Raw genomic sequence first — 18,422 nt, forward strand, 5'->3', positions numbered from 1 at the left:
TCGGTCGCGGACGCGACCAAACGGCGGACTGGAGGCCCGTGGCGAGACCGCCACGGGCCTCCAGTCCGTTTCGTGGTTGCGGATGCATACGCGGTATGGGCATACTCGGTATGTCCATGGTGGACGAGAGACGGGGAAGTGTCATGAGCGTACGGATGGGCGTACTCGCGCTGCTGGTGGGGGGACCCGGGTACGGGTACCAGCTCCGGGGGGAGTTCGAGCACCGCACCGGCGGGAGCTGGCCGCTGAACATCGGCCAGGTCTACACGACGCTCGACCGCCTGGAACGCGACGGCCTCGTGGCCCGCGGCGACACCGACGACGACGGCCACGTCGTCTACACGGTGACCGACGCGGGTCGCGGGGAAGTGGCGCGCTGGTTCAGCGAGCCGGTGCCCGCCAAGCGTGGTCGTGACGAACTCGCGATCAAGTTCGCGCTCGCCGTGACGGTGCCCGGCGTCGACGTCGAGCGCCTGGTGCAGGTGCAGCGCGGTGCCGCGATCCGGAACCTGCAGGACCTGACCCGGCTCAAGCGCACGACCGATCCCGCGACGGACCTGGCGTGGTCGCTCGTGCTCGAGTCGATGGTGTTCCAGGCCGAGGCCGAGGTGCGGTGGCTCGACCACGTGGAGTCGACCGTGGCGCGGTACCGGCCGGACGAGCACCCGGCGGCTGACGCTGGCTCCTCGTCCCCGACCACCGCCGACACCGCGCGGAGTGCACGGTGAGCGCCGCACCGCTCCTGCAGCTCGACGCCGTCAGCGTGCACTACGGCTCCGGCGCGAAGGCCGTCACGGCGCTGGCCGGCATCGACCTGACCGTCCAGCGCGGTGAGATGGTCGCCGTCATGGGGACCTCGGGCTCCGGCAAGTCGACGCTGCTCGCCTGCGCCGGCACCCTGCTGCCGCCGACGAGCGGCGAGGTGCTGATCGACGGCGACTTCGTGTCCGACCGGCCAGCCAAGGAACTCGCGGCCCTCCGCCGTCGCCTCATCGGGTTCGTGTTCCAGGACTTCAACCTGATCCCCTCGCTCACCGCGGTCGAGAACGTGGCGCTGCCGCTCGAGCTCGACGGCTGGAAGGCCTCGCAGGCCCGCCGCGCCGCGGAACTGGCACTCGACAACGTCGAACTCGCACACCGCGCCGACTCCTACCCCGACGACCTGTCCGGTGGGCAGCAGCAGCGCGTCGCGATCGCCAGGGGCGTCGTCGGCGAACGTCGGCTCGTGCTGGCGGACGAACCGACCGGCGCCCTCGACTCGCAGACCGGCGAGGTCGTGCTCCGCATGCTCCGGCGGCACGTCGATGCCGGAGCCGGCGCACTGCTCGTCACCCACGACGCCCGGCACGCTGCCTGGGCGGACCGGATCGTCTTCCTGCGCGACGGTCGCGTGGTCGACGAGACCGTGTACTCGGGCGTCGAGCTCACCTTGTCGGACCGGACCGCGTCGTGAGCCGGCGTCGGCGTCCCGGTACCGGCCGGACGCCGTTCGCCCTCCGACCGGCGCTCCGCCTGGGGCGTCGACTGGCCTTCGCGAAGGCCGGTCGGGCGGCGCTCATCATCGCGCTCATCGGCATCCCCACCGCCGGGTTCGCCGCGGTGGCGGTCGTCGTGCAGTCGACGCAGGCCACGGTCACCGAACGGCTCGACTACGACCTGGGGCAGGCGTCCGCGCAGATGCGGGTGTCCGGCCCGGACGTGCCCGGCATGCGGCAGGACCCGGTGGAATGGCAGTACACCGACACGAAGCGGAACAGCCCGGCTTCGAAGGCCGACGAGGACACACCGTTCACGAACGTCCTCGCCCACGTGCCCGACGGCGCGCTGGCGATCCCGGTCGGCAGCACGCCGGTTGTCCTGCAGGGACCGCGGGGTCCGGTGGGGCTCTCCGCCGACGAGGGCAGCGTGTGGGACCCGTCGCTCGAGGGCCACTGGCACGTGCTCGACGGTGCCGTGCCCACCACGCGCAGCGAACTGATGGTCACCCCGGCGACGCTCGAGCGACTCGGCGCGCACATCGGTGACACCGTCGACCTGACGGACCCGGTCACGAAGCGCTTCACGATCGCCGGCACCATGATCGACCTCGGCAGGGACCCCGCGTCGCAGGGCGTGTTGCTGCCGTGGGGGACCACGCTGTCGACCACGGACACCACCGACGACGCCGGACTGGCCGACGTCACCGTGTACCTGCCGTCGGACGCCCCGACGTGGTCCGAGATCCAGCAGCTCAACGCGCACGGCATCGTCGTGCAGTCGCGCCCCGTCGTGCTCGACCCGCCGGACGCTGGGCTCTCCGGTGGCCAGGTCACCTCGTCGCTCGGCTGGTACCTCGGCGCGATGGCACTGTTCGGCGCCTTCGCGATGTTCGAAGTGGCCCTGCTCGCCGGGGCCGCGTTCCTGGTCGGCACCCGCGCCGACACCCGTTCGTACGCCATCGTCACGAGCGTCGGCGGCGACAAGCGGATCGTCCGGACGATCGTCGCCGGCTCCGGCCTGGTGCTCGGGCTCGTCGGTGCCGTCCTCGGCGTCGCGGTGGGCACCGGCCTCGGGGTGGCGGTGTTCCGGCTGATCGACAACGGCAACGTCGTGTCGTTCCCCGGTATGCACGTGCCACCGCTCATGCTGCTGTCCATCACCGCGGCCGGGGTACTCGCCGGTCTCGTCTCAGCGCTCGTCGCCGCACGGTCCGCCACCCGCATCAACGTGCTCGCAGCGCTGCGCGGGTCGCTCCGACCGGTCCCCGTCAGCCGTCCGGCTCGTCGTCGCCGGCGCATCTGGGGTCCGACGCTCGTGGTCGCCGGTGCCGTGATGACCCTGGTGTGCGGCGTGGGCGTGCTCATGCTGAACGACCGTCCGGTGCAAGAGGACCGCTGGGCCTTCGTCGTCGGCGCCGGGGTCGCGATCGGCCCGTGCCTGATGCAGCTCGGCATCGCGATCTGCTCCCCGTGGCTGCTCGCACTCGTCACCCGGCTCACCGCTCGGGCGGGGCTGTCGGCCCGACTCGCTGCCCGCGACGCCCGACGGAACCCCCTCCGCACCGTCCCGGTGCTCGCGAGCGTGATGAGCGTCGTGTTCGTCGCGTCGGTCGTGATCACGTGGAACGCGTCGAGCCACACCCAGCTCGTCCGCGGGTACGAGTACTCGACGGCGCTCGGGGTCGCAACGACCGAGGTCCAGACCGAGACGGAGCAGGGCGGTGCCACCGGCCACCACGACGCGGCACTGACCGCCCACGCGGCCGAGGTCGTGTCCGGCGTGCTCGACCAGGACCGCGTTCGGGTGCTCGGAGTGCCCCAGGAGGTGCCGGGTGAGACGCCGTCGACGATCACCGTCCCGCACCGGTGGACGCCGTACGACTGCCCCGTCAACGACACGACCTCGTGCTCGTACTACCTCGACACCTCGGCCGTGTCGAGCCCGCACATCTGGGCCGGCACCGTGGACGACTACGCGGTGCTCACCGGACACCGACCGTCCGCCGCCGTCCGTGAGGCGCTCGAGGGCGGCAAGGCCGTGTCCCTCTGGCCCGAGTACGCCCACGACGGTGCGGTCCGCATCGACACGTTCCACGACCGGACATGGGAGAGCCAGGCGATCACGGAGCGCACCCGGCCCGCTGCCAGCGTCTCGATCCCCGCGGTGCTCGACGTGCAGAGCCCGCGGGTCAAGGTCGGCGTCTTCATGACGAAGGCCACTGCCGAGCAGTACGGCGTCCCCGTCGTCGACGGCATGCTCGTCACGACGCTGCCGCACGACATCCAGCCGGCGCAGTGGGACGAACTGAGCTCGGCGTGGCAGAGCTACGGCGGTGACGACCGTGCGCGGTGGAGCGGCCCGCAGTTCACCTACGAGGCCGGCCCGGTCGACAACGGTGCGCTGATCCGGGCGATCGTGCTGGCCCTCGCCGCCGCCGTCACGATCGGGGCGACCGCCGTGGCGATCGGACTCGCGCGGTCCGATGGGCGCCGTGACGACGAGGTGCTCGACGCGATCGGGGCCGCACCACGACTGCGCCGCGGGGTGTCCACCTGGCAGGCGGCGATCCTGGCCTCGGTGGGCGCGGTGATCGGCACCCTGCTGGGACTCCTGCCCATCCGGGCGCTGACCCTGCGGTTCACGACCCCCGTGTCCGGGACGAACCACCTGCCGTTCGCGCCGGACTGGACGACGCTGGCCCTGCTCGCGATCGGGCTGCCGGTCGTGGTGACCGCGGGGGCGTGGCTCACGTCGCGGGGTCGGCGGCGGGTGGCGGTGCGGCGGGCGCACTGAGGTGTGGGGCGGCGCCGCACGAGGCGCCGCCCCGATGCAGCCCGGGTCAGACGCCGGGCTGCACGACCATGAGGACGGCGACGACGACCCAGACCAGGTTGAACAGGCCGACCAGGGCGGCGAGCTTCCGCGGCGAGCGCTCGGTCCCGTTGCCGCGCAGGACCTCGCGCTGCTCCGGCAGGACCCCGAACGCGAGGATCCCCGCAGCCACTGCGGTCAGACCGATCGAGACGAGCAGCCAGGCCTCGTCGAGCGCCCCGATCTCGAACGCCAGGGCGGTGCCGAACGTCGGAACGGCGAGCGAGATGATCGAGTACACGTGGCAGATCCGGTGCAGGACCCTGGCGACCGCTCGGGCCCCCTGGTCGTCCGGATCGGCGACGAGCGCGCGGGCCGGCTTCGGGAACATGCTCCCGGCGACCGCGACGGGCCCGAGGGTGAGCAGCGCCGCCACGACGTGCACGGTGAGGAGGACGCTGGACATCGCTTCCAGCCTAGGGCGCGGTACTTCGTGAGCAGAAATGGTCGGGTCGCTGTTGGCGGACTCGACCGTTCCTGCTCACGAAGTGGTCGTCGTTCGCACCGATCGCTCACCGCCGGGCGATGGGCACCTCGGCCAGCACGACCTCGTCGTCCATCGGGATCGGACCGCGCACCCGGGGGACCCCGTCGACCCACTCGACCGTCACCCCCGCGGCCGCGAGCCCTGCGACGCTCAGGTCGATCCGGAGCAGGGGCAGCGCGAGGTCGCCGTACCGCTCGGCGACGACCCCGGACACCCGGTCGGGTGTGGTGACGCGGACGTACCCGCCTGGCTCGAGCGGCACCCCTCGGGTCGACACCTCGTACTCGCCGAACCCGCGGCTCATCTCCCAGTCATCGGCGATCGCCACGTGACAGACCACATTGGTCATGGACCCTCCTCGGTAATGAAACGTGAGCGTATCATTACGGCTAGGATGGGTCCGTGAACAAGCGTGGACGTCCGACCGCCGACGAGCGGATCGCCCGTGACGAGCGGATCCTCGACGTCGCGACCGACCTGTTCCTCGAGCACGGGTTCGCGGGCGTCGCGCTCGACCGCGTCGCCGCCGAGTCCGGGGTCACCAAGCGCACGCTCTACACGGCGTTCGGCGACAAGCCCGCGATCCTGCGCGCGGTCGTCCGCCGGCAGCACCCGTACGCCGACCAGCCCACCGGGGACCTCGTGTCCACGGCCACGGCGATCGGCAGCGCGTTGCTCTCGGACCGCGCGGTCGCCCTGCACCGGCTCGTGATCGCGGAGTCGACGCGGTCACCCGGGCTCGCCCGCGAGTTCCACGAGGCCGGACCGCTCGCCGCCCAGCAGGCCCTGGTCCGCGCCGGAGCGACTCCGGAGACCGCCGCCGAGCTCTTCACGCTGCTGCTCGGCGAGCTCCACCGCCAGCGCCTGCTCGGCTTGGCTCCGGCGCCGACGGCGGCGGACGTCGCCGCACGCGCCGCGCGTGCCGTCGCGGTGCTCTCGACCTGACCCCGTGGCGGACGGGAGGCCCGTGGCGGCGTGACCACGGGCCTCCCGTCCGTCCGTCCGTCCGTCCGTCCGCGACATCGTGAGCAGAAATGGTCGGGTGGCCGTCAGTGGACCCGACCATTTCTGCTCACGAAGCGGCGCGCGGCGCGAACCGCGCTCAGGCGGGGTCGGGCAGCGCCTCGGCGTAGGTGCGGAACTCGCCGCGTTCGGCGTGGATGGCCCACAGACGATCCGCGATGGACTCGCCGGAGTGCTCCGGCTGCCCGTCGTCGATGCCGAACGGGATGATGAGCTGACCGACGTGGACCTGCTCGTCGCGCACGGCGTCGTGCAGGAGCTGGGCGTAGGCGCTCTCGGCCGCGAAGGCGACCGAGGTGCCGGTGACCCGGGCGCCGGGACGGACCGCACTGCCGCCGTTCACGAACAGGATCGTGCCGTGGCCGATCGCGCGCATGCCGGGCAGCACCTGGCGCACCGCGTTGACCGAGCCGTAGACCGAGAACTCGATCGGGCCGACCAGGTCGTCCGCGGTGGTCTCGAGCACCGGACGCATGTACTCTTTGGCGGGGAGCGGGCTGTACTGCAGCACCTCGATGGGGCCGAGCTGCTCGGTCGCACGCTCGAGGGCGCTGCGGAGCGAATCGCCGTCACGGACGTTCGCGGCGAACCCGGCGGCCGTGATGCCCTGCTCGCGCAGCGACGCGGCGAGGCCGTCCAGGCGGTCCTGGTTGCGGGAGACGAGGGCGATCGAGAAGCCCTCGCGGCCGAAGCGTTCGGCAACGGCGAGACCGAGGCCCTTGCCGGCCCCGATGATGGCGATGGTGGTCATGCGGAGTACTCCTCGTCGGTGACGTGCTCGAGCCAGGTGGTGGTGGTCGCCGGGTCGTCGGCGAGGTCGAGCATCGCGAGGTGCTCCATGGAGTCCGTCGGGGTCGCACCGTGCCAGTGCTCCTCACCCGCAGGCGTGTAGACGGTCTGGCCCGGCTGGACCTCGATCACGCCGCCGTCACGCGTGCCCATGCGCGCGACGCCCTCGGTGACGTGCAGGGTCTGGCCGTTGGCGTGCGAGTGCCAGGCGGTGCGGGCGCCGGGCAGGAACCGGACCTTCGCGACGGTCATCGACTGGCCTGCTTCCCTCGGGCTGGCGATGGCGTCGAGGTACACGTCGCCGGTGAACTGCGCGGCCGGGTTCTTGACGGTCGGCTGCTTCGGTTGGATCTCCATGGCCCCGACGGTAGGCCGATGTGCGCATCGGAGGGAGGTGCCGGCCGTACCCCTCAGCCGTTTCCCGAACACGGCGTGTGTGATCGACGCACGATCCGGGAGGACCACCGTGGACAGCAGCGAACACCCGACCCAGCAGCCGAGCCCGACCCGCACCCGACGCGGCTGGTCCGCTGCGGGCATCGCCGCGGTGGCCGCACTCGCCCTGGGCGGCTGTGCCGACGCCGCGCCGGACGACGACCGCGGCTCGTCGGCGAGCGCCCGGGCGACCGCCCCGGCCGACCTGCCGACCGGGCAGACCGCGCCCGACGGCGACACCACCGATGTCGTCACGGGGCTCGAGGCACCGTGGTCCGTCGTCCGCACCGGCGACGACGGCGACGCCCTGATCAGCGAGCGCGACTCCGCCCGGGTCCTCGAGCTGCAGGACGACGGCACGACGCGCGAGGTGGGCACCGTCGACGGCGTCAGCCACGGCGGCGAGGGCGGACTGCTCGGCCTGGCCCTGCACGACGACGACCTGTTCGTGTACTCGACGGCCGACGACGGCAACCGGATCCAACGGTTCGAACTGACGGGCAGCGCCGGGTCGTGGGCGCTCGGTGACGTCACGACGATCATCGACGGGCTGCCGTCGAACACGTTCCACGACGGTGGCCGCATCGCGTTCGGCCCGGACGACATGCTCTACGCCAGCGTCGGGGACGCCGGCGCGAGCAGCGACGCGCAGGACGAGGACTCGCTCGCCGGCAAGATCCTGCGGCTCACCCCGGACGGCGACGTGCCGGACGACAACCCCGTCGACGGGTCCCCGGTGTGGAGCCTCGGGCACCGCAACGTGCAGGGCATGGGCTGGTCGTCGGACGGCACGATGTTCGCGTCGGAGTTCGGCGAGAACACCCTCGACGAGTTGAACGTCATCGAAGCGGGGGAGAACTACGGCTGGCCCGAGGTCGAGGGGGAGGGCGGCGAGGACCAGGGCTTCGTCGACCCGGTGCAGCAGTGGTCGACGGACGAGGCGTCCCCGAGCGGCCTGACGGTCGTCGACGACACCGTGTTCGTGGCCAACCTGCGCGGCGAGGTGCTCCGGGCGATCCCGGCGGACGACCCGGGGACGTCGACCGAGTATTTCCCGGGCGACTTCGGCCGGATCCGGACCGTGCTCGAGGGGCCGGCGGACACGCTCTGGTTCGTCACGAACAACACCGACGGCCGAGGTGACCCCGCAGCGGGGGACGACCGCATCGTGTCCGTGCCGATCACCCGGGCGGCGGGCTGAGCCAGCGACCTCGCCCCACGGGGGTTCCGGCAGCCCCTCGCTCGCACGCTCCCCGGCCCGTTACCGTGACGACATGAACCACCGCGACGAAGCCCGCGACTTCCTGTCCAGCCGTCGCGCCCGCATCACCCCCGAGCAGGCCGGGGTCGAGACCTTCGGCACCCGCCGTCGGGTCACCGGGCTCCGGCGCGAAGAGGTCGCGCGGCTGGCAGGGGTCAGCATCGACTACTACACACGGCTCGAGCGGGGGAACCTGCAGGGCGTCTCGGACAGCGTGCTCGAGGCCATCGCCGGCGCACTGCAGCTCGACGCCGCCGAGCTCGAGCACCTGCGCGATCTGTCCCGGCACCAGAACGCGACACCGCGGCGCGCGGGCAAGGTCGTGCCGGTGGCCGCCGTCCGCCCGGAGCTGCAGTACCTGCTCGACGTCATCACCGATGCGCCGGCGATGATCATCAACAACCGGCAGGACATCGTCGCCGCGAACGCGCTCGGCTACGCGATGCACGCGGACCTGGTGGCGGCACCGGCCCGGCCGATGAACTTCTCGCGCTTCATCTTCCTCGACCCGCAGGCCCGGAACTTCTACCAGGACTGGCAGCGGGCGGCGCACACGAACGTCGCGATCCTGCGGCGCGAGGCCGGCCGCACGCCGAACGACCGCGACCTCGCAGCCCTCATCGGCGAGCTGTCGATGCGGAGCGACGACTTCCGCGCGCTCTGGGCGGCGCACGACGTCCGCCGCCACTACGCCGGCGTGAAGTCCTTCCGGCACGCCGTCGTCGGCCCGCTCGAGCTGCACTTCCAGACGCTCGAACTCGCCGAGGACCCCGGGCTCGCGCTCACGATCTACCCGGCGACCCCGGGCAGCCCGACCGCCGACGCGCTCCGCCTGCTCGCCTCGTGGGCGGCGACGGAGCAGATCGCGGAACGCGCTCGCGAATCCGCCTGACGGGTACCAGCAACCCCTTCTTCCCCGCCCGGCACCGTCCTACCGTGGACGCATGGACACCAAGAGCGAAGTGCGCGACTTCCTCCGCACCCGCCGCGAGCGCGTCACGCCGCAGCAGGTCGGCCTGCCCGACTTCGGTGGCGCCCGACGGGTCAAGGGTCTCCGCCGCGAGGAGCTCGCGCTCGTCGCGGGCATGAGCGTCGACTACTACATCCGCCTCGAGCGCGGGAACCTCACCGGCGTCTCGGAGAGCGTGCTCGAGTCGCTGTCGCGTGCGTTGCGCCTCGACGACGCCGAGCACGCGCACCTGTTCGACCTGGCCCGCGTGCAGAACGCCTCGGCGACCACGCGGCGGAAGCCCCCGACGTCGAAGGTCCGACCGAACGTGCAGCGCATGCTCGACGGCATGACGATGCCCGCGTGGGTGCGCAACGGCCGCTCGGACTTCCTGGCCGGCAACGCCCTGGCACGTGCGCTGTACTCCCCGCTCTTCCTCGACCCCGCCGGCACCCCGAACACCGCCCGCTTCGCGTTCCTCGACCCACGCGGTCAGGAGTTCTGGCGCGACTGGGACGTCGTCGCGAGCGACATGGTGGCAGTGCTCCGTGCCGAGGCGGCCCGGTCGCCCTACGACAAGGGGCTGACCGACCTGATCGGCGAACTCTCGACCCGCAGCGAGGAGTTCCGGCAGCGCTGGGCCGCACACGGCGTCATGCGGCACCTGAACGGCTCGAAGCGGGTGCACCACCCCGAGGTCGGCGACCTCGACCTGACGTACGAGACCATGGAGCTCGCGACCGACACCGGTCTGACGCTCATCGCCTACGGCACCGAGCCGGGCTCACCGTCCGAGGAGCGTCTGCAGCTGCTCGCGAACCTCGTCGCCACGACGGCCGCAGCCGTCCCGGAACCGGAGGACGCATGAGCGAGACCGAGTCCGTCCCGACCACCGCGCCCCTCGCACCGCTCGGGTTCCTCGGCCGGTTGCGGTTCCGCTGGCGCGCTGAGCAGGAGATCCACGACCTGACCCGCGACCGTGCGCTCGAGGAGCGCGTGCGTGCCGAGGCCGCCGTGCGGCTCGCGCCCGGCCCGTGGCACCTCGGCGAGCTGTTCCGACGTCGCTGACGCAACAACCGTGCGGACGGGAGGTGGGCCCCACCCGCCGGTTCCGGCGTGACGCGCCAGCGGCGCGCCGGCCGTGACGGGAGGGACGTGGCGATGCCGCCACGGGCCTCCCGTCCGTCAGTCGGCCGCGTTCACCGGCGACGTGCGGCGGGTACCAGGGTGTGCTGCCCGTAGCTGTTGTCGTCGGGGTTGATCGTGACGCCCGGTGCGACGAGCTCGTCGATGCGGTCCAGGACCTCGTCGCTGAGCACGCGGTCGGCGGCGGGGAGCTGCGACTCGAGCTGCTCCATGGTGCGCGGGCCGATGATCGCGCTCGTGACGCCGGGGTGCCGGATCACCCACGCCAGCGACATCTCGATGAGGGACATGTCCTGCGACTCGGCCAGGAGTGCGAGTTCCTCGACGATGTCGAGCTTCCGCTGATTCGCGGGCGTCGACATGTCGAACCGGGCCGCGGGGCGGTGCTTCGCCGTCGGGGTCCCGGGAGCGTCCTTGCGCCAGCGGCCGCTGAGCCAGCCGCCGGCGAGCGGGCTGTAGACGAGGGTGCCCATGCCGTAGCGCTGCGTGGTCGGCAGGACGTCCTCCTCGATGCCGCGCACCAGGATCGAGTACGGCGGCTGCTCGGTGCGGAAGCGCTCCAGGCCACGGCGCTCCGAGGTCCACTGGGCCTCGACGATCTCGGCACCCGAGTACGACGACGATCCGATGTTCCGGACCTTGCCCTGGCGGACCAGGTCGGTCAGGGCGCCCAGGGTCTCCTCGACGTCCGTCGTCGGGGACGGACGGTGCACCTGGTACAGGTCGATGTGGTCGGTGCCGAGGCGGCGCAGGGAGTTCTCGACCTCCTGCATGATCCAGCGGCGCGAGCCCCCGGAGCGGTTCGAACCCTGGCCCATCGGCATGAAGAACTTGGTGGCGAGCACGACGTCGTCACGGCGGTCCTTGATGGCCTTGCCGACGATCTCCTCGGAGACGCCGTCCGAGTAGGCGTCGGCGGTGTCGACGAAGTTGATGCCCGCGTCGAGGGCGCGGTGGATGATCCGGATCGAGTCGTCGACGTCGGCGTTCGCCCACGGACCGAACATCATGGTGCCCAGAGCGAGCGGGCTCACCTCGACGCCGGTGCGTCCGAGCTGGCGGTACTCCATGGTTTCCTCTCCGTGCCCGCGGGTCTCGCCGGGCACGGCTGCCACGCTAGGCGGGTCGTCCCCGACGAAAGGGGGGAGGCCCGTACCTCCCTCGGCTGGCGGGGCGGTCGTAGCGTCGGGGGCATGACGTTCGCCGAGACCGACCCCGAGTTCGCCCAGTTCCACGCCGACTTCGTGGACGAGACGCTGCAGCACGCGTCGCTCAGCAGCCACGACCGCGCGGTCGTGCAGCTCGGCGCGATGATCGCCGCCGGCGCGCAGGCCGCCTTCCGACAGCTGCTCGGCACCGCGCTCGACGGGTCACTGACCCCGGTCGAGGCGAAGGAGATCGGCTACCAGGCCGTCGCCTACGTCGGGTCCGCGCGCGCCTCGGACTTCCTCACGATCACGAACGACGTGCTGACCGCGCGCGGTGTCGAGCTGCCGTTGCCGGGTCAGTCGACGACCACCCCCGGCGACCGACTCGAACGGGGCCGTGCGGTCCAGAGCGCCGTCGTCGGCGCCGGACGAGTCGACGCGATGTACGAGAACGCGGCCGACGACACCGTGCACTTCCAGCGCTTCCTGTCCGGCAACTGCTTCGGTGACACCGTCGGACGTGACGGGCTCGACCTGCCGACGCGTGAGCTGCTGACGTTCGCGGTCCTCGTCGCGCTGGGCGGTGCCGACGCGCAGGTCACGGGACACGTCGCGGGCAACCTGCACGTCGGGAACACCCGGCAGCAGCTGCTCGCCGTGCTCACCGTCCTGGTGCCGGTGATCGGCTACCCTCGGACGCTCAACGGACTCGCCGCCGTGAACGAGGGTGCGCCTGCCGACTGAAACTCAGATCGCGAGCTCGACGTCGTGACCGTTGACGGTCACGATGATGCGTGGGTTCTCGGCACCGGTCGCGGTGATGTAGCTGCGGAGCGTGGAGAGCAGCATGTCTTCGCGCCGCTCCATCTGGGACACCGCGCCCTGACTGATGCCGAGCTCGTGCGCGATCTCGGCTTGGGTGCGCTTGCCCGCTTCGCGGACCATCGCGAGGCTCATCGCGTAGATGCGGTCGAGTTCGTCCGCTTCGACCTCGAGTGCGGCCACCGCGTCTGCGACGCCCGGCCGCTGCATCATCTGTTCGAGGCGGTCGTTCCCGCGTACGAAGTCTTTCTTGCCCATCATGCTTCCTCGGTCTCGTTCCGCCATCGATTGACCAGGCGATCAGCTCGGACGCCGACCGTGTCGTAGAACACGTCACCCATCGACGCTTTGTCGCCGGAGAACAGTGCCACCACGACTCGGTCCTCGTCCGGCGGGAACCAACAGATCAAGCGCAGCGCCACTCCCGCGACGTAGGGGTGCGACACACGCCAGACCGGATGCTGCTTGGACTGCCGAACACGCTTGATCATCGCGGTGTCCTGGACCGGAGTGGAGTCCAGGTCCCGCAACCGCTTGAGCATGAACGTCAGCAACTGCAGACGTTTTCGCCCACGCTCGGTCGTGTCGGTCTCAAGACGATCGAGCTGGTCGTTGAACTCTCGCGGCCAGTCGATCTGCATGCGGCGACATTACCTGCGACTGATAATACCTGCAACTAATATCAAGCGCAAGGGCAACGTCGTGGAGAGGTGTGCTCCTCAGACGACGAGGGGCCCGGCGACCTCGAGCTGGTCGTGCTCGACCTGCCAGCGGACGGCGTCGAGCACCGTCTGTTCAGCGGTGAACCCGGGCGCGTAACCGAGCAGACGGCGGGCCTTCTCGACGCTGAACACCTGGCTGCGTGACAGGTGCTCCCAGCTCGCGCCAGCGTGCTCTGGAGTCGTGGTCTCACGGAACCGGTTCCAGCTGACGGGGTCGAGCCGGGCCTCCTGGCCGAACCACGACGCTGCCAGGTGGGCGTACCCACGCGCGGTGAGCGCCGTCGGGGCCGTGATGAAGAAGTCCTCGCCGGCCGCCGCCTCGCGGTGTTCGACGGCGAGTTGGAAGGCCTGCGCGACGTCGTCCGCGTGCACGTGGGCCATGGTCTCGGCGCCGAGGCCGGGGACCTCGATCGCCTCGCCGGCGGACAACCTCGTCAGCACCGACGGGTCGAGGTTGCCGAGCGCACCGATCGGCATCCAGCCCGGACCGCTGATGTGACCCGGGTGCAGCGTCGTCGTCGCCAAACCCCCTGACGCGGTTTCTTTCTTGAGCATCCGGGCGATCGCGTCTTTCTGCACGCCGTAGTCACCGAAGGGCGGCGTGAAGTCGTCCTCGGTGATCGGCAGCACACGGGATGCACCCGCGCGCCAGATCGATCCGCAGTGCACGAGGTGCGTTCCCGTGTCGCGGAGCGCTTCGACGAGGGCGGCGGCGGACGACTCGGTGAAGCAGACGAGGTCGACGACGGCGGCGGCGCCGAGCGCGGCGATCCGCGCTCCGAACGTGCCGTCGCGGTCCTCCTGCTCGCGGTCCGCGGTGATGCGTTCGACCTGCTGCCACTCGGGGGAGTCGGCGTAGGGGGTGCTGGTGCCGCGACTGATGGCCACGACCTCGTGACCGGCGCGGACGAGGCGGGGGACGAGGAACGTGCCGATGTGACCGGTGGCTCCGATGACGACGATGCGCATCAGTCGGCGGTGATGACCTTCACGGAGCCGGCGATGGTCGCGGCGTCCTCGGCGAGCGCCACGACCGGGTCGGGCAGGCGGGTGGTGGCGCCGACGAGCTTGCGGGCACCCCAGCCGACGAACGACCCGACGATCGCACCGACGCCACCGAGGATCGCGCCCTCGATGCGCAGGTCGCGCTTGCCGGTCGTGCCGAGCGCTGCGCCGACGAGCGCACCGGACCCGATGCGGCCGATCAGGCCGGCGGGGGAGATGCGGTTCGGGGTCATCGGCAACTTGTCACCGATGAGTTCACCGACGGCCGAGGCGACGAGGAGTCCGCGGCCGAGCGGGGTGCTGAAGACCTTCCAGTCCTGCCACGACCCCTTCAGCGAGGACCGGTCGTGGTTCAGCGCCAGCACCGCGAGTGGGGTGGCGCTGCGGCCACCGCTCAGGATGCCGAGCACCAGGGTGCGGACCAGGGTGTGCTGCTCGTGCTGCGTGCTCATCGTGTCTCCAGTCGTGATCAGGTCCGACCGTACGCACGCGGGCCGCGAGCGCTCCGAGGGTCCTCACGGACTGCGGGTACTGAGCCGGCCCGAGTAGCGTCCGGCGCATGAGCAACGTCATCGTCTTCGGCGGCCACGGCAAGGTCGCACTCCTCACCACCCGCATCCTCAGCGACCGCGGCCACTCGGTCACCTCGGTCATCCGCGACGCGGACCAGTCCGACGAGATCCGTGCCCACGGCGGTGAGCCGTTGGTCGCGGACATCCAGCAGCAGTCCCTGACCGACTTCGCGGAGCTCGTCCACGGTCACGACGCCGTCGTCTGGTCCGCCGGTGCCGGCGGCGGCTCGGTCGACCGCACGTGGGCGATCGACCGCGACGCCGCGATCCTGTCGGTGCAGGGTGCGAAGCAGGCCGGGGTCGACCGCTACGTGATGGTGTCGTGGTCCGGGTCGCAGCTTGACCACGGGGTGCCGCAGGACGACGACTTCTTCGCCTACGCCCAGTCGAAGGCGATCGCCGACGCCGTGGTGCGCGACTCCGGTCTGCAGTGGACCATCGTGGCGCCGAGCACCCTGACGGACGACGACGCCACGGGCTCGGTCGACTGGGCGGGCTCGTCGAGCGACGTGCCGCGCGGCGACGTCGCGCACGTGATCGCCGACGTGCTCGAGAACCCGGGCACGGCCGGCAACACCATCCGGTTCAACTCGGGCTCGACCCCGATCGCGGACTTCCTGCGCGCCGACGCGGTCTGACGACGGGCCGCAGCGAGCAGCCGCGGCTCAGTAGATCGCCGCGATGCCGGTCATGTCGCCGAACCCGAGCGTGCGTGAACCGGTGTCGCAGTACCCGCCGGACGGCTCCATGACCTGATCGGTGCCGGTCTGCACGTGGCCGAGTCCGTACAGGTGTCCCCACTCGTGGGTGGCGACGGCCTGGGTGTCGAACCGGGTGCCCGAACAGGTCGCCGTCGAGCTCCAGTTGTAGCTCGTGGCGTACCGCTGGTCGGACTCCTTCGCGATGCCGTTGCCGTCGTACCAGACGCACGTCACTCCGAGGGTGCCGGCGGGCAGCTTGCCCCAGCCGACGACGCTGTAGCCGTTGCTCGCCGTGCAGCCGCCCTTGTCGGTCAGTCCAGGGGCCTGGGTCGCGAGGCGGACGTAGGAGTTCCGCGCCGACGAGGTCACGGTGCGGCCGCACGACGTGATCGTGCCGGTCCAGGTGTTCGCCGCCTTGCGCAGGGCGTCCTTCGCGTACGACGACTTCTGGCCGGACTCGTTGTAGTACCACTGCACCGTGCTCGGCCAGCGGTACCCGTTCCGTGCGTTGGCCGTGCTGGTGCACTTGGTGCTGGCCGCGGTCGTGGCGGCCGGCGCGGCAGCCGCCTGGCTGGCCGCGGCGTTGGCTGCTGCGCTCCTCGCCTGTTCGCGGCGCACCGCCGGTGCCGAACCGCTCCACGCCTCGTCGATGCGGACCGCGACACCCCCGGTACCGGTGTTCGCGATGACGACCTCCGCCAGCTCGGGAGCACCCGGCGCCGCGGAGCTGCTCGCCATCACGCTCTCACCGGGGGCCGGCACGGCGAACGTGCGGCCGTCCGGCAACACGACCGTGCCGGACGCCACCGTGCACCCCGTCCGGAGCGTCTGCACCGAGAGCGTCCCCGCGGCGCAACGGCTGCCGGCCGCCGACGCGCTCGGCGCCGCCGCCTGCGCGGGTGCCGCCGTGGCGGTGAGGCCGACGACGAGTGCGATGACCGCCCCGGTGGTGAGTGTGTTCCTGACAGGACGCATGGTTGCCCTTCCCGCGGCGAGCACCTGTGCCCGCCGTCCCTGATCGGGTCCATGCTCGCCGATGGGTACCCGTCAGGTCCAGGGCTGCGCCAACAGGACAGGCCGGGCTCCGCCGTCGCGGTGGGTCAGCGCAGCCGTTCGACCATCGGACACGCGAACGGGTCGCGCGCCGCCAGACCGACCTCGTTGAGGTAGCGGACCACGATGACGTAGGAGTGCACCAGGGTGGTCTCGGTGTACGGCACGCCCTGGTCGGCGCAGTACCTGCGGACCATGTCCCGGGCCGCGCGCAGGTTCGGTCGGGCCATGCTCGGGAACAGGTGGTGCTCGACCTGGTGGTTCAGGCCGCCCATGAAGTACTCGACCCACGCGCCGCCGCCGATGTCGCGCGAGGTCAGGACCTGGCGTGAGAAGAAGTCCACGCGGCGGCCGGGTTCGATGACGGGCATGCCCTTGTGGTTCGGTGCGAACGCGATGCCCATGAGGAACCCGAACACGGCGAGCTGCACGCCGAGGAACGCGAAGGCCATGCCGACCGGCAGGAACCAGAACACGACGCCCAGGTAGAGCACGAACCGCCCGACGAAGACGGATCCCTCGGCCCACCGCCGCTTCACCGGGCCACGGCTGGTGTACGTGCGGATCGACTGCCAGTGCAGGTTCACACCCTCGACCAGGAGCATCGGGAAGAACGCGTACCCCTGCACGCGTACGAGCACGCGCAGGAACCCGGTTCGCCTGGCAGCGTCCTCGGGCCGGAACGAGATCGCGTCGAACGAGATGTCGGGGTCCTTGCCGACGGTGTTCGGGTTGGCGTGGTGGCGGGTGTGCTTGTTCATCCACCACGCGTAGCTGATACCGGTCAGGAACGTGCCCGCGTACCGGGCCGCTCGGTCGTTCCAGTGGTGCGATGCGAACACCTGTCGGTGGGCGGCCTCGTGCGACAGGAAGGCGAACTGCGTGAACAGCGCGCCGAGCACGCCGGCCACGATCAGCTGGTACCAGGAGCCGCCCAGCACGGCGAACGCCCCGCCGGTGACGCCGAGCAGCACGGCGAGCACGGCGATGAGGCCCCAGTACCAGCCCGTACGGCGTCCGAGCAGCCCGGCGGAACGGACCTGCGCCAGCAGCGCGGTGTACGTCGAGGTGGTGTCGCTGCGGGGTGACCGGCGTTCGGTCTTCCGGTAGCCGGTCGGTACGACGAGTTCGTCGGCCATGGTGTCCTCCTGGTCTCAGCGGTCCTGCTGCAACCGGGGTCCCGGGCTACGAGTTGTCGCTGACGGTACGCCGCCTCGCCGGGTGCGCTCCGAGCTAAGCGGGCAGGACCAGTCGGCGATCGACGATGGCTCGGGCGACGTCGGCGAGCCGCTCCTGGTGGGCCCTGGCGTACTGTCGCAACAGCACGAAGGCCGTTTCGGTGTCGACCGAGTGCGTGTACGCCACGAAGCCCTTGGCCTGCTCGATCACGACCCGGCTGTCGAGGGCTCGCTGCAACTGCGCCTGCGTCAGCGCCGCGTGTTGCAGCGTCCGCTGCTGCAGGATGCTGATGGTCGCGACGTCGGTCAGGGCCTGTGCTGCCAGGGCGTCGTCGCGGTTCAGCGTCCCCTCGGTCTCGCGGAACAGGTTGAGCGACCCGAGCGTGGTGTCCCGCAACCGCATCGGGATCGCGTGCACCGACGCGTACCCCGACTCGGCGGACGCGGCGGCGAACGTCGGCCACCGGCGTTGCATCTCCGCCTGGTCGCTCACGGACACCGGACGCCCGGTCGCGAAGCACTCCACGCACGGTCCTTCGCCGGCGTCGAGCTGCAGGAGTCCGACGAAGCTGGACCGCTCACTGGTCGACGCCACGACCTCGAGTTCCTGGTGCTGGTTGGCCAGCAGGATGCCGGCCGCCGAGGCGTCGAAGATGTCGACGACGCTGTCGACCAGGTTCTGCAGGAGGTCGACGACGTCGTACTCGTCGACGAGGGTGTCGGTCAGCGTGACGAAGGTGTCGATGAGCCGGCGCTCGCGGGTCGGTGCCATGGTGCGTGC

The 18,422-nt window shown here is 71.2% G+C and carries 22 protein-coding genes; 10 read left to right on the plus strand and 12 right to left on the minus strand.

The window, feature by feature from the left end:
* Nucleotides 1-143 precede the first annotated feature (143 nt).
* Genes ABH929_RS01745 through ABH929_RS01755 form a run of 3 tightly spaced genes read left to right on the plus strand, consistent with a single transcriptional unit; the run spans nt 144 to nt 4,272 of the window.
* A complete protein-coding gene (locus tag ABH929_RS01745; protein ID WP_404559905.1) occupies nt 144-728 on the plus strand; it encodes a PadR family transcriptional regulator in 585 nt (194 codons plus the stop codon).
* Nucleotides 725-1,453, plus strand: coding sequence for an ABC transporter ATP-binding protein (locus tag ABH929_RS01750; protein ID WP_263055301.1), 729 nt, complete (start codon nt 725-727; stop codon nt 1,451-1,453). Before ABH929_RS01745 ends, ABH929_RS01750 begins: the two co-directional genes overlap by 4 nt.
* The gene (locus tag ABH929_RS01755) at nt 1,450-4,272 is read left to right on the plus strand and encodes an FtsX-like permease family protein (RefSeq protein ID WP_404559907.1); all 2,823 of its coding nucleotides are present in this window, start codon (nt 1,450-1,452) and stop codon (nt 4,270-4,272) included. The genes ABH929_RS01750 and ABH929_RS01755 overlap by 4 nt, the downstream gene beginning before the upstream one ends.
* 46 nt (nt 4,273-4,318) lie before the next feature.
* Here ABH929_RS01755 and ABH929_RS01760 read toward each other — a convergent pair whose 3' ends face one another.
* Nucleotides 4,319-4,756, minus strand: coding sequence for a hypothetical protein (locus ABH929_RS01760; protein WP_404559908.1), 438 nt, complete (start codon nt 4,754-4,756; stop codon nt 4,319-4,321).
* 106 nt (nt 4,757-4,862) lie between these two features.
* Nucleotides 4,863-5,186, minus strand: coding sequence for a hypothetical protein (locus ABH929_RS01765; protein WP_404559910.1), 324 nt, complete (start codon nt 5,184-5,186; stop codon nt 4,863-4,865).
* Nucleotides 5,187-5,239: 53 nt separating this feature from the next.
* On the opposite strand from ABH929_RS01765, the gene ABH929_RS01770 reads away from it, so the two are divergent.
* A complete protein-coding gene (locus ABH929_RS01770) occupies nt 5,240-5,782 on the plus strand; it encodes a TetR/AcrR family transcriptional regulator (RefSeq protein WP_205463423.1) in 543 nt (180 codons plus the stop codon).
* Nucleotides 5,783-5,939: 157 nt separating this feature from the next.
* Here ABH929_RS01770 and ABH929_RS01775 read toward each other — a convergent pair whose 3' ends face one another.
* Nucleotides 5,940-6,611, minus strand: a complete 672-nt coding sequence (locus ABH929_RS01775) for an SDR family NAD(P)-dependent oxidoreductase (protein ID WP_404559912.1) — start codon at nt 6,609-6,611, stop codon at nt 5,940-5,942.
* Nucleotides 6,608-7,006, minus strand: a complete 399-nt coding sequence (locus ABH929_RS01780) for a cupin domain-containing protein (RefSeq protein ID WP_263089325.1) — start codon at nt 7,004-7,006, stop codon at nt 6,608-6,610. The genes ABH929_RS01775 and ABH929_RS01780 overlap by 4 nt, the downstream gene beginning before the upstream one ends.
* A gap of 109 nt (nt 7,007-7,115) precedes the next feature.
* Here ABH929_RS01780 and ABH929_RS01785 point away from each other — a divergent pair, with 109 nt between their 5' ends.
* From ABH929_RS01785 to ABH929_RS01800, 4 genes are all read left to right on the plus strand, one after another.
* The gene (locus ABH929_RS01785; protein ID WP_404559913.1) at nt 7,116-8,285 is read left to right on the plus strand and encodes a PQQ-dependent sugar dehydrogenase; all 1,170 of its coding nucleotides are present in this window, start codon (nt 7,116-7,118) and stop codon (nt 8,283-8,285) included.
* A gap of 73 nt (nt 8,286-8,358) precedes the next feature.
* On the plus strand, nt 8,359-9,237 hold the full coding sequence (locus tag ABH929_RS01790; RefSeq protein WP_404559915.1) for a helix-turn-helix transcriptional regulator: 879 nt from the start codon (nt 8,359-8,361) through the stop codon (nt 9,235-9,237).
* Between the two features lie 52 nt (nt 9,238-9,289).
* On the plus strand, nt 9,290-10,162 hold the full coding sequence (locus ABH929_RS01795) for a helix-turn-helix transcriptional regulator (protein ID WP_165901010.1): 873 nt from the start codon (nt 9,290-9,292) through the stop codon (nt 10,160-10,162).
* Nucleotides 10,159-10,362 (plus strand): hypothetical protein, encoded by a 204-nt coding sequence (locus ABH929_RS01800; RefSeq protein WP_404559917.1) that lies wholly within the window; start codon nt 10,159-10,161, stop codon nt 10,360-10,362. Before ABH929_RS01795 ends, ABH929_RS01800 begins: the two co-directional genes overlap by 4 nt.
* A 131-nt stretch (nt 10,363-10,493) precedes the next feature.
* Here ABH929_RS01800 and ABH929_RS01805 read toward each other — a convergent pair whose 3' ends face one another.
* On the minus strand, nt 10,494-11,510 hold the full coding sequence (locus ABH929_RS01805; protein WP_404560467.1) for an aldo/keto reductase: 1,017 nt from the start codon (nt 11,508-11,510) through the stop codon (nt 10,494-10,496).
* Between the two features lie 123 nt (nt 11,511-11,633).
* Here ABH929_RS01805 and ABH929_RS01810 point away from each other — a divergent pair, with 123 nt between their 5' ends.
* On the plus strand, nt 11,634-12,332 hold the full coding sequence (locus ABH929_RS01810) for a carboxymuconolactone decarboxylase family protein (protein ID WP_404559918.1): 699 nt from the start codon (nt 11,634-11,636) through the stop codon (nt 12,330-12,332).
* 3 nt (nt 12,333-12,335) lie between these two features.
* Here the strand turns inward: ABH929_RS01810 and ABH929_RS01815 are convergent, their stop codons facing one another.
* The 4 genes from ABH929_RS01815 to ABH929_RS01830 form a co-directional block, all read right to left on the minus strand.
* Nucleotides 12,336-12,671, minus strand: a complete 336-nt coding sequence (locus ABH929_RS01815; RefSeq protein ID WP_404559920.1) for a helix-turn-helix domain-containing protein — start codon at nt 12,669-12,671, stop codon at nt 12,336-12,338.
* On the minus strand, nt 12,668-13,051 hold the full coding sequence (locus tag ABH929_RS01820; RefSeq protein ID WP_404559922.1) for a hypothetical protein: 384 nt from the start codon (nt 13,049-13,051) through the stop codon (nt 12,668-12,670). The genes ABH929_RS01815 and ABH929_RS01820 overlap by 4 nt, the downstream gene beginning before the upstream one ends.
* A 78-nt stretch (nt 13,052-13,129) precedes the next feature.
* Nucleotides 13,130-14,101, minus strand: a complete 972-nt coding sequence (locus ABH929_RS01825; protein WP_404559923.1) for an NAD-dependent epimerase/dehydratase family protein — start codon at nt 14,099-14,101, stop codon at nt 13,130-13,132.
* A complete protein-coding gene (locus ABH929_RS01830; protein ID WP_123671330.1) occupies nt 14,101-14,589 on the minus strand; it encodes a DUF4126 family protein in 489 nt (162 codons plus the stop codon). Before ABH929_RS01830 ends, ABH929_RS01825 begins: the two co-directional genes overlap by 1 nt.
* Before the next feature lie 107 nt (nt 14,590-14,696).
* On the opposite strand from ABH929_RS01830, the gene ABH929_RS01835 reads away from it, so the two are divergent.
* On the plus strand, nt 14,697-15,347 hold the full coding sequence (locus ABH929_RS01835) for an SDR family oxidoreductase (RefSeq protein WP_263055328.1): 651 nt from the start codon (nt 14,697-14,699) through the stop codon (nt 15,345-15,347).
* A gap of 27 nt (nt 15,348-15,374) precedes the next feature.
* On the opposite strand, the gene ABH929_RS01840 is transcribed toward ABH929_RS01835, so the two are convergent.
* The 3 genes from ABH929_RS01840 to ABH929_RS01850 all read right to left on the minus strand — a co-directional run bounded on the left by ABH929_RS01840 (nt 15,375) and on the right by ABH929_RS01850 (nt 18,413).
* Nucleotides 15,375-16,385, minus strand: coding sequence for a matrixin family metalloprotease (locus ABH929_RS01840; protein ID WP_404559926.1), 1,011 nt, complete (start codon nt 16,383-16,385; stop codon nt 15,375-15,377).
* A 125-nt stretch (nt 16,386-16,510) separates the two neighbouring features.
* Nucleotides 16,511-17,602 carry a fatty acid desaturase family protein gene (locus ABH929_RS01845; protein WP_404559928.1) on the minus strand — a complete coding sequence of 364 codons (1,092 nt, stop codon included), beginning with the start codon at nt 17,600-17,602 and terminating at the stop codon, nt 16,511-16,513.
* A 94-nt stretch (nt 17,603-17,696) separates the two neighbouring features.
* Entirely contained in the window at nt 17,697-18,413 is a 717-nt protein-coding gene (locus tag ABH929_RS01850; protein ID WP_404559930.1) for an ANTAR domain-containing protein, read from the minus strand.
* Nucleotides 18,414-18,422: the final 9 nt, after the last annotated feature.

The organism is Curtobacterium sp. AB7, from assembly GCF_044909335.1.
Classification (GTDB): domain Bacteria; phylum Actinomycetota; class Actinomycetes; order Actinomycetales; family Microbacteriaceae; genus Curtobacterium.